5 protein-coding genes are annotated in these 12,126 nt (G+C 43.5%); all 5 read right to left on the minus strand.

Translation table 11 applies throughout. The features are described 5' to 3' along the window. Positions 1-1,671, minus strand: a complete 1,671-nt coding sequence (locus tag HPS53_RS02330) for a fasciclin domain-containing protein (protein ID WP_104370214.1) — start codon at positions 1,669-1,671, stop codon at positions 1-3. 32 nt (positions 1,672-1,703) lie between these two features. After that, positions 1,704-3,812: a fasciclin domain-containing protein gene (locus tag HPS53_RS02335; protein ID WP_158249607.1), complete on the minus strand. Its 2,109-nt coding sequence runs from the start codon at positions 3,810-3,812 to the stop codon at positions 1,704-1,706. 21 nt (positions 3,813-3,833) lie between these two features. Further along, complete coding sequence (locus HPS53_RS02340; RefSeq protein WP_172204096.1) at positions 3,834-5,597, minus strand: RagB/SusD family nutrient uptake outer membrane protein; 1,764 nt, start codon at positions 5,595-5,597, stop codon at positions 3,834-3,836. 30 nt (positions 5,598-5,627) lie between these two features. After that, positions 5,628-8,990, minus strand: a complete 3,363-nt coding sequence (locus HPS53_RS02345; protein ID WP_172204098.1) for a SusC/RagA family TonB-linked outer membrane protein — start codon at positions 8,988-8,990, stop codon at positions 5,628-5,630. A 103-nt stretch (positions 8,991-9,093) separates the two neighbouring features. Further along, on the minus strand, positions 9,094-11,955 hold the full coding sequence (locus HPS53_RS02350; RefSeq protein ID WP_172204100.1) for a fasciclin domain-containing protein: 2,862 nt from the start codon (positions 11,953-11,955) through the stop codon (positions 9,094-9,096). Positions 11,956-12,126 lie beyond the last annotated feature (171 nt).

Here is a 12,126-nt window from a genome sequence, read left to right on the forward strand (position 1 = left end):
TCATTCTTCATTTTTTAAGTATTCGTCATATTCAACCGGACGGAGAATAATACCGGCTATTTTCAGTCTGTTGGTATAATTCTTCTCCTTGCTGTTATACTTGTTACGGTTTATTCGCAAGTGAAGATAAGGATAAGCTTCCGTTGCCGAATAAGAATAAGGGAATACAATCTCTCCCACATGGAACGTATCAACCTTACCCAAATTTACCGAATCGGTAATGAGCTTGGCAAACTTCTTTTCCACTATCTTACCTCCTTCGCCGAAGTAACTGAAATTAACGTCAAACTGAGTAATCTTGTTTTCTTCACTCTCACCATAAACTTCCGGTAACAATACGACATATGCGTTATATGCCGCAGACCTCACCCCGTTGTTAAGTTTGAAATACATTTCCGGCCTGGAACTGTCATTAACCGGATCCAAAAGAAGATACCGTTGGATATCAGGGCCGTAAGTACCGCCAACAACATTAAAATTAGTCGGAGGAGTACAACCGGAATACAACGGGCGAACATCCTGGCTGAAAATACCGACATTGATCTCGGGACACCATGACTCCCATGGATGAACGGCAAGAGTATCGACTATGCGAACATATCCATTACTCATTTTAAGCACGTCACCGACCGTATGCGACAGGATTTCAGGCCCATTGGACAGCAAATTCCATCTAGTGGAACACAGTGTATCACTCTGCCATACATTGCCATTGTCGACTTCCGGCATCCATGAGTTATACTTGTTGGTATGAGTGAATGGCAGATTGCCTGCGATCCTCAAGCGTGTAAGTGAGTCTGACACATACTCGGACTGCACGGTCACAGGCAACGCCTGTCCCACCATATCCTCCGTCAATGGCAGATACTCTATCTTTCCGGCACTCGGATAGGTATAGCAGCTCTTTATTCTGTCATAAGATTTTTTATATGCCTCATCTGTGGGTATAAGCAATGTATAGACACTGTCCTCATTTGTCAGTTCTGCATTGAGAAGACCTGTACGCTCGTCCGTAAGCCTGTTTTTCTTTATTATGACAGAGTCACTGTATGTCTGCTGACCCAACGAATCTATCGGGCCGATGACACTCTTGCTCTCGTCAAAGTACAAGTATTCAAAATGCTTGAAATAAGAAGCCAGACTGTCACTTCCCGATTCAAATATATATTCGTATATATTCGGATGATATTCCGCATAACCGTCGATAATATGCAAAATACCGTTCACACTCGGGATATTCTTCTTTTCGATATTCAATCCGCCGTAAGTGTTGTTCTCCATAATGATTGACTTCTCATTGAGGGTATATACACGGCGTTCGTCACCGGTAGAGATATTATAGTTGTAGTTGGCCACATGATTTTTAATGAACCTCTCCACCAGAGTTTCCTTGTCCATCGCCAATAACGATGTATTATCGTATGTTCCGTCTTTCGGCGCCCACACTGTAACAAAACGTGAACTTTTGAGAACCTCATCATAACCACCTTTTTTCAACAGTTCGGCAAACTGCGTCAACTCCGGGTTCCCTGAGATATTATCCCAAAGAGTCTGCTGACTTTCAGTATTACCGCCCGTATAGGCCTCGTTGTAATCATCGAAGTCAGAACATGATGCGGCAAACATTGTCGCTGCCGCCATCATGCAATATATCAATTTATTTCGTCTCATATAAATTTCTGTTAGTATTTTTAGAACCAAGATTAATACATATCTTCCAGATAACGATCATTCTGCGCTACATTAACAGGCACGAACTCGACATAATCAATCTGGAACTTACGTTCCTTATTACCGTCATCAAGAACGGTCTTCAACCTAAGCCAATAATCCTGCTGTTTTAAATCGCGGGTATCCAATATTCTGCGAAGCTGGTGTAATTTGAATCGTGAAACAATACTGTTATCATTTTGTCTCCATATACATAGTGGTGCCCTCATGTACTTATGGGTGCGCATCACCCTGTCCGATTCAAGGCCTCTGTCTTCTTTTGCATCGGGATCCGCATAGATATCCACACATCCCATATCCACCACACGAGGATCATTAAAATCATTTTGCGGTATACGCATATCCAGCGGGATGTCGAGAGGCTGCATTGAAGATATGTCCGGTGTTTCTCCGAGATAATATTGAAGCATCGTACCGTGCATCATACAATCCAGGTTTATGCGAAGCTCATAAAGACCATCCGGAACCGGCGGCAATTTGATCGCAAAGTCAAATATACCCATACCCTGGAAACTGTCTCCCCTATATAATGAGTAGTTACTGTCGCCGGTCTTTGCAATAATATTCATGTCGATTTGAGTATTATTGCCGTTATAAACCTTGACATTATCAAAATAGTCCACGGGGAAACGCACACGGCCGGCGCCTTTACCGCCATTCAACACTGTAAGCTCATCGGTGTGCATTCCACGGAATCCGTTTGTGCATATTTCGGGAAGCATGGTCAATGCGTCAATACGTATTCTCTCATTCAGGACTCCCATAGGAACCTGAGAATTATAAAGCAGAATGTCGTCTATCGGATATATATAACCGTTAAGAGGGGCTATCAATGAGTCTGTCTGTATTTTACAACCTTTATATATGAGCCTGTGCATTCCATCCGAACCGAGTGTCTCCACTCCATCGGTAAGAGTGTTGTTCTCTACATATCTGTTGATATAAATCTTATTCTCTTTCTTCACTTTCCACGTCTTCATCAATGTCTTGGGAAGCATGGTCTCATAATAGTCATATACGTCTCCATTATATCCATATCCAGTTACCGTATTGTGATCCAAGGCCAAAATATCCTTGGACACCGCCGCCTTCAAGATATGGTATCTCATAAACATGTTCAACACATTGGTTTCTTTCGTATAATCATTACCTGTACTGACTGTTATACCGTTATTCCTGTAATAATCATACCAGCCTTCCGTTTCTGTTCTCTTATCTCCGGAAGCGGACTTTCCATACCATTCCTTCGCCTTCTCAACCAGATCGTCAAAAGTATGGATACCGTTTTTGGCAAACACGGCATCTGTCTCGGCAAACACCGTGAAGCCGACCTTGCACTCTGTCGGAGTATAATAGCCACTCACGGGAGCCGGTTTCTCTGCTTTAAGCTCTTTGTTCACGGCATCCAACTCATTAATAAGTCCTGTTGCCTCCAACGCCTTATAGAAGATGCTGAATCTGGCGGTATCCAATTGCAACTCTCTGACAATGGTCTTATTGGAACGAGGTATCACATGGTCAATGACATGTACGACACCATTCTCCACTTCATAATCACGCATGATTATAGCGGCCACTTCATTCAACACCGTAAGACCGTCAGCCCGTGTCGTTGTCGTGACGGTACGGCCGAGCAGGGTCCTGACACCAGAAGCGTTCATGTCTGTTGTCAGCTTCTTTGTTCCCAATATATGGAATAATGTAATATCGGCGCAAAGGCTGTCCGACAGGCCTTCAATGGAATTCTCAGTCATTCCATTATGCTCTATTTTACTCTCCTTATCGTTATAGAGGCTGTCAATATATCTCTCCACTGCCGCATTATTCGGAGCGAAACATGTATAATATTGCTGTGAGCCGCTTCCATAAGAACTCAATATTCTGTCGTAGCCCGCTCTCTTCAATATATAATTGAAATTGCTGAATGCCGTATCGTTATTTACGAGAAAATCCTCAATTGTCTCACCGGTAAAAGTATAAAGGTTTGACTCATCGATGTCCTCGCTACAAGATGACATGGTAAGGCAAACGGGAAAGAACAATGCCCCCGCAGCCTTTAACAATGATTTAAATATATTCATTTTCATAATTAATTGTCATTATTAATTCTTCACATAAGCATCATTCTCCTTATACGCAGGATTTTGCTTCAATAAGGAATTGACCTTTATCTCACTATTCAATACAGGGAAATAAAGGAATGGTTCTGTCGGCATCTTGAACATTGCGGCGGCATTGCCCTCGGACATACCTCTTGTCATAAGTTCCATCATTGGTCCGTAATTCTTTACCATCGCTTTTGCGTCAGAACTGATATTTGCTAAAATCTTATCCGCCTGTATACCCTCTACGTGACGGTAATTGTATCTCATCAGATCGAAATAACGCTTACCCTCAAAACACAGCTCACGCAAACGTTCATCCAAAACCAACTCTTCCATTGCGGCCTTGGTATTATATGTGCTGAATTTCAAAGTGTCGGCATCGCCAAGAGTAGTCAGCGCAAGCGAACGCTTATTAACTTCATTGACAAGTGTAAATGCTGTCAGCAAGACATCCGCCTCTCCTACCGCACTCTCCGAATCGTCCTGAGCGACTTCCGCCTCAGGCGCGAGCTGTACAAGCGCCTCCGCTTTCATCAGCATAACATCGGACAGGCGGTAGACAATCCAGTTCTGGCCGACATCGGCATAAGGACGTGCAACCTTTGATGTCACAGGCTTTTGGGGTGTCTCATCATTACCTGTAGTTTGGGTTGATACCATTTTGAAGACATCCAATTCCGTCTGGTCGGAAGACTTCACATTATAACAACTCTCATACCATCTGTAATCTTTATCCTTTATATAAATATAATCATCTCCGGCTTCATTGAAATTTAACGACGCTCTCATCAAACCATTTGAACGTGCCCTCTCATCATAATTCCAATAACTGTTACGCAGACCGAAATTATCATCATTACGTCCGTCCATCTGCAATTCGAAGATACTCTCACGGGAATTACCCTGAATGAACACGTTACGATATACTTCTGAGCCATTATATATGAGGTTGGGCCACTTACGATCCTGCAACATGAAATCGTCAGAAGTCGACTGCTTCTTTGAATTTAGGACGACATCACAGTACTCGACACACTTCTGGTAATCGCCGGCATCATGAGTCATAGAGCCTCTCCACAAATATACATCCGCAAGCAATGCCGCGATACCTTCACGATTAAGATAACCGACACGGCGCCAGTCTGTATATCCTAATGGTGACAGAGGTGTCTTTATCGCCTCTTCCAAATCAGCGATACACTTGTTCAATACGGTAACAGGCGCCTGCTGGGGTATCTCGAAGCTCTGACTGCTCACAAAATAAGCACCCGGCGTAACCGGCACATCGCGGAAAGCCCTCACAAGGTAAAAATAACACAACGAACGCAAAGCAAGCATCTGCGACCTGTCAGTATTCAATGTGTTTACCGTATAAGACGGGTCTATGTTCACCACACCGGGAGCACGCTCCAATACAAGGTTGCACTTATTGATCACATTATAGAAACTCGCCCAATCCGCATACAGGTTGTTATGGGTCATGTTACCGGCTTTTATGTCTCTAAGAGCTGTTTCCTTGCCGTTATTGAACGTCTGCACGATAGGATTCAACTCGTCTGAACGGAAACTACCCCACACGATGCAACGCTCTATCACACCTTCCGAGCACATGGCCTTATATGCGCTATTAACCATGGCCGACACATCATCCCTGCTCTTCCACATGTCTTCACCGATAGTAATGTCATCCGGCAATACTACAGTGTCTATACAAGATGTTGTCAAGAACCCGGACAATATGAATAATATATATTTTTTCATTGTCTTCATCTTTTCTAAAATTCAAGTTTATCAGAACCCTACATTAATACCAAGCGTGAACGATTTAGCACGAGGTGTCTTTGCCTTATCTTCGGCAAATCCCCAGCCACTTGCTGAATGTTCCGGATCAGAACCGCTGTACTTGGTCCAGCAATAAAGATTATTTGCAGAAGCGTAAATCTTGAATGTGTTAAGACCTAACTTCTTTGTCATCGTTTTCGGCATGTCATAGGTCAACTGCACATATTGGAAACGGACAAAAGAACCGTCTTCCACATATCTGTCGGAACCCATCCAGTTGAAAGCGACCTCATTACCATACATTGCCCGCGGTATCGGAGTGTCATCTCCATCCTTACGCCAACGGTAATTGACAGTAGCGCACTGATTATAAGCCGTTGACATCTTTTCCAATTCCATACGCGCGAAATTCACGACTTTATTACCGAAGCGATAGTTGAAGTTGGTACGCAATGTAAACCTGTCATAGCGGAAAGTAAATCCGAAACCTCCATTTACCTTAGGCATCGAATTACCAAGATAAACGACATCAAGACTGTTTATCTGTCCGTCATGGTTGACATCCTCATAAATAGCGTCACCACCCTTGAACTCATAGTTTCTTGTGGCATAGTCGAAGACCATGTGCATAGGTGTCCCGTCTGCATTCATCAGCACCTTTCCGTTCTTGTCTCTTGCCACAGGCGCAGTATTGCCGGCCGCAAGCTGCTGATTGATCCAATTTTCAAAAGAGGCGTTGGTCGGGAATTCAGAAGGATGTTCCTTTCTGTAATTTATCAAATACTCATAAGAATACTTATAAACTCCCTTATATCTGTAACCGTAAATAGAACCGAGCGGGTTACCCACCTGGACACGATTCAGATAAAGTCCGTTCTTGTTTGACCATTCCGTATTTACGGATGCCAACACCTTGTCATCCATCTCAGTGATTTCATTGAAGTTCTGAGACACGTTTATATTGGCACTGGCAGAGAACTTACCTGCCTTTATGATATTATTCAGACTTACATTCAACTCCCATCCCTCATTGCTCATCTCGCCGACATTCGAATATGCCAAGGTTGCATAACCCGCGGTAGAAGGAATGCGCACGTCTTTCATCAGCAAGTCTTTTGTTGTCTTCTTATAGTATTCAAACTCAGCCTCAATCTTATCGTCGAGCAATCCAAGGTTAAATCCTAAGTTATAACTTGTCGTTGTTTCCCATTTGAGGTTATCAAGTTTCAAACGCAACATTGTTGTCGTGGGAGCACCGGAACCTGTACCATAGTTTCCGGCGGCAGTGTTATATGCCTCGTAGAACAAAGATTCCGAACTCGGTGCATTACCAACCTTACCCCAGCTGGGACGGAAAGCAAGCATCGAGACTACCTTACGAATAGGTTTCATAAACGGTTCGTCAATAATGTTCCAACGTCCGGATACACTTGGGAAATAAGCCCACTTGTGCTCAGGACCGAATTTTGAGTCACCGTCCGCACGCAACGTAACGCCAAGTGAATAACGGCTCTTGTAAGAGAAATGGCCCGTATAGCTCCAGCTTTGCGATTTGGACTTGCCGGTACTGCTACTTGTACCATCATCAATAAGCACACCCAAAGATGGCCTGTCGAGTCCCGGAGGAGTCAGGTATCCCGTCTCATATTGTTGGCTGCTCGTACTTGTTTTTATCTGATAACGGAACTTCATTGTTGCCGTCCAGTCCTCATTCTTGAAATGCGGTGTGAAAGTAAGGTCATTTGTGAAAGTAAATCCCATTGAGTTACTCTCCAAATTATACGACCTGTTATAGTTCTTTGAATCCATGTTGTCTGTTGACAACTCCGCCGGATAATAACTGGGCTTGCTGTTTGCGTAAATATCAAAATACACGTCGCCCTTATATGTTAGACGGCTCTTTCCCTCCTCTATTCCAAGCAATTCATATTGCAGACTGAAATCCGGGTTTACACGATAGACATTCTCTTTTGAAAATGCAAGATTTGCTATTGCGACAGGATTGCCAAGGGCACGTATATCTTTCAACTCCTCCGATGACGGATTACGTACGCCCGAACTCGGATTCATTATATAATACTCATTCGTATCCTCACCGTTGGCATCCTGACGATATATACTCATATTGGGAGCCATCTTCTGGGCCAGACCGAGCAAGTCGCTGTAATTCTTATTGTTATTGGTATAAGTGAAAGCAAATGTTGTCATGAACTTGATCCGCTCACTTACAAAATAGTCAAGGGCAAGACGTGTCGTAAAACGATTCAATGTCTGCTTTATGATAGTACCCGTCTGATGGTCATATCCGGCTGATATACGGAAGTTTGCTTTCGATCCACCACCCGTGAGGTTCAGGTTGTAGCTATGCATCTGTCCGAACTGGGTGACAGCGTCTACCCAATCCGTATTGTTGTTCCAATTCTCATAGTCGCCCCAACTCTTTACATAGTTCAACTCATTGATATTAATCGTAGCGTCAGACTGCTGCGTCGGATTATATATTTCCTCCTTCATAAGCATGGAGTAATTGTCACCATTGAGAAGCTCATATCCCTTGGGCTGCCAGTTGCCGGTGAACTTATACGAGAAATTGACCCTTGTCTTTCCGCGTGCGCCACGCTTTGTCTTTATCTCAATTACACCGTTTGCGCCGCGCGATCCCCAAATGGCAGTGGAAGCGGCATCTTTAAGGACCGTGATACTCTGGATGTCTTCCACATTCACTGAAAGCAGAGAAGCATAATCTTCGTCAGTAGCATTTTCAGCATCAAAATCAGGAGCGTCATAAATCTGGTCATCAACGACAATCAAAGGATTCTTATTACCATTGATTGATGTCACACCACGCAAACGCATCTGGGTACCGGAACCGAGGTTACCGGAACCGACCACAATATCAAGACCCGCTATCTTACCCTGCAATGCCTCATCAGCACTGGTGAAGGAAAGTCCTTCAACATCGGCCATATCCATTGTCTGCTGAGCCACGGAGACTTCGCGTTTCGGAATGGAAAGACCGCCGGAATTAGACTTGCGCTTCGCGACGACCTTCACTTCTTGCACTGTTGTCTGCGAAGAGAGGTTCTCATTAAATTTCGTACGTGTACCGATGGACAATACTTTCGTCTTGGCTCCCACATAGGAAATAACCAACTTGTTTTTCGGATTCTTGACAACCATAGAGAAATTACCGTTGACATCCGTCACCGTTGCCGTCACGATACGGTTGTTGGCATCACGCTCAACAACATTCGCCATCATAACAGGTCCGAAATTATCTGTTATCGTACCTGATATTCGTTGCCCTTGCGCCATCACAGCCTGTACCATGACAAGCAAAATGGCAGTAAGCATTAATTTTATCTTTGGCATATTATATATCTTTACTTTTATTATTTTAGATTTATTAATCTACAATAAATGCTGCGCCTCGGCATAGTCAAAATAAATTTTGTTTCTGCTCTCGGCTTGCGATTTACTTGTGATTCTTTGAAGCGGAAACTTCTGTACTTCCCTTGCTGTAATCAACAGCCTTGTTATAGCTCAGAGGTTTCGTAAGTTCATGAACGACAGCGAACGAAGACGAACTTGCATACGATGCCTTGGAAGTATTTTCCATGACAAATTCGAACTCCCGGGCCATTTCATTGACAAGACCGGTCGATGCCGATATTACCTTTCGCTCATCCGTGGCATCCCTGATTATTATCTGTCCGTTGCCGCCACTTATACTCAATTCCTGACTTATGCTATTGTCATTGACAAAGAATGTAATGAAATTACCTGTTTCAACCTCATTATCTACATAAACGGAAGTATTCTGGAAATGATAACGTGTAAAAGCCTTTATTGCCTCAACCATGGCCCTAACCTCTTTTTTGGCCTCTATGGCATCATCCGTCTCTTCTTCCTGTTCCGCAAACTTGACATACAGTTCGTTTATCGTTTCCCACTTAGGCAGACCATGCTCATAAGCGAACTTCATGGCCTCATTGTTAGGCGCGAATACAGTATAGTTATAGCTGTTGAAGAATTTTACATTCAGGTCTATACACCCTTTTTTCGCATTACGCTGGTTAGGATTGTAGAATACCTTATATCTGTCAACGGCATAAATACCGGTTTGCGGATCTTTCGATTTGGAAATTCCGGCCCAGTCAAGAATATCATCATCGAAACCGTTACACAACTCGAAGAACTCGCTAAACTGCGGATTCTCGCTCAATACACCGTACACGCTCTTTGTCGGGCCTTGTATAAGCCTGTCTATCGAATATGAACGACCGTTCTTCTGGATATATTCTTCCGTTATGTTGGATACCGGCATCACGCCATTAATCTGGTTTCCTGACACGACTGTCTTATTGTTCATATCCACGATAACAGTACCGCCGTGCTTGGTCTTGTAATACTTATTGTTTCCAAGCACCTCGCCATCCTTCAATACCACAGTGTTATACTGCACGATATCAGACAGGTGTGACTTGACAACAGGCCAGTTTGTCTGGTTCGCCGCACCTTCTATTTCGAATATGACGGAGTCAGACGCCACACCTGTCTGTATGTCATATTTCCACCTGGAAACACCTATACCCGACTTGGAAGTCGGAGAATAATAATAATGATATACGTAAGGAGAACCTGCCAACTGTCCGTTTCTTTTTATCAAAGATGCCGGGTCAAGATAATAAGCGTCAAAAGCCTTGTCAGTCGGAAGGAACAAGGCATAGTTTGATGACGTCGTCAACAAATAGGCATAAAAGTCCAAACCAAGGGCGAATGCGTTATTAAACGTCTGATTCTGTATGATCCAGTTTATCATGTGCATCTCTTTGTTAAACAAAGCCGGTGCCGAGACCACAACATAAGCCTTCGGGCCAAACACTTTATTGGTCGTATAGATAACACCGTTATTGGCAATCTTTATATCGTAACTGTTATCATCCTTTTTCTTGATGTCATCAAGTGTTATACCCATCAGGTCCTTTGCGTCATCAACGATAGAGTTGAACTTACTCGGAACTGCCGCGGCAAAAGATGTTCTCAGCATATTGGATATGAACTTCGCAAGGATATTCATCGGAACATCGTCAAGATTGCGCTTTAAGTTTTCTTTCGTATTAGGCAGTGAGCCATAAGTATCTATTATAGATTTGCCTTCATCCTCTGTAAAATACTTTATCAGGGCCTCATCTTCCGGAGCAAATGCCACGGCAAGATCCGTAAGGAATGTTTCAGGCTGGCCGCTTTGCGTCGGCGCTACATAAAACTCGTTCCATCCCGGATCAAGATTCAACAGATATTCATTTATCACGTCAGCGCCATTCACATCTTTATCAAAAGCGGCGTTTCCTTGCGACAAGCGGCTTTGGTAACGGACTTCAAATATCGAATCGGGAGCCATCTGGTCGGCCGGTATGGCACCTATAGCTTTCTGCGAATTATACCAATCGGCATAGTCATTCGTCACCTTCTGGTTGAATACCGGTACTGCGAAACGGTCAAGCATGTGACTGAAAAGAGACAAATTGGGAGTCCTCTTCAATACCTGCGCCATGTTTCCCGGGGGTGTTATCACATCCTGCACCTGATGTATATATCCGTTCTGGCAGGTAACATCCTGTGCGAGCACTCTTTCTCCGAATATGTAGGCATCACCTTCCTTGTAGTCTCCTCCGGTAATAAGCGAAAAATCGTTATTAGAGCCGGCAGTTGTTATACTATTGTTGAGCATATACTCACGGGTGAAATGCACCAACATGGGCTTTGTCGCGTCTGAGACCACGGCCACTCCTTTCTGAAATCTTGTCCAGTTAGGATTATTCTCTCCGTAAGCAGCCAAAATGGCAGGAAGTGTCTGGTATGAAGTAACGGTATCGATAACACTTGTAGATGTGGCATGCTTCAACGCACGTCCCTGAACAACACCCGTGGAAGAGCTTGTATTGGATAACATACCGATGAGAAGCGCATTGTCAAGCATCGAAGAATACAGAAGCATTTTCTTCTGGGCTGCTGAAAGGTCTTCATATCTTTTCACGCCCGGCCATGTCTCACTGGCGAAAAAGCGGGCAAAAGCCTCGTCGTTTGCCGGGAATACGGTCTTGCTACCCGTACGACTCAACGTCTCGGTATATCCCAAATCATCGACCAAACGAAGATATGTTTTAAAAGAACCGGTAAGTCCCTTGCCGGGATCCGGATTTTTCAACTCGCCGTATATACTCGAGCCAAGCCATCCCGGTAACGATTCTTCATCCACAAGTTCGTTCTTGTCCACACAAGAAGACAATACTCCCATGCAGACAAAAGAAAAACAAAAGATGAGTTTTCTCATAAAGTTTTAATTAATAAGTTATTATTTTATTGCAGTAGTTTCAAGACGGGCACAATGCCCCCTATAGATTTAGCCACAAAGATAATATAAAATAAATTCATAAACAATAAATTTTTATAAAAAATAATATATTAAACGAACAACGCTCAATATTATCAAAATATGATTATC

Source organism: Prevotella sp. PTAC, assembly GCF_013166535.1.
Classification (GTDB): Bacteria; Bacteroidota; Bacteroidia; order Bacteroidales; family Bacteroidaceae; genus Prevotella.

Bases quoted from the DNA above. Each gene is read 5' to 3' on its own strand.
- HPS53_RS02330 (WP_104370214.1), bottom strand. From the start codon at position 1,671: ATGAGACGAAATAAATTGATATATTGCATGATGGCGGCAGCGACAATG.
- HPS53_RS02335 (WP_158249607.1), bottom strand. From the start codon at position 3,812: ATGAATATATTTAAATCATTGTTAAAGGCTGCGGGGGCATTGTTCTTT.
- HPS53_RS02340 (WP_172204096.1), bottom strand. From the start codon at position 5,597: ATGAAAAAATATATATTATTCATATTGTCCGGGTTCTTGACAACATCT.
- HPS53_RS02345 (WP_172204098.1), bottom strand. From the start codon at position 8,990: ATGCCAAAGATAAAATTAATGCTTACTGCCATTTTGCTTGTCATGGTA.
- HPS53_RS02350 (WP_172204100.1), bottom strand. From the start codon at position 11,955: ATGAGAAAACTCATCTTTTGTTTTTCTTTTGTCTGCATGGGAGTATTG.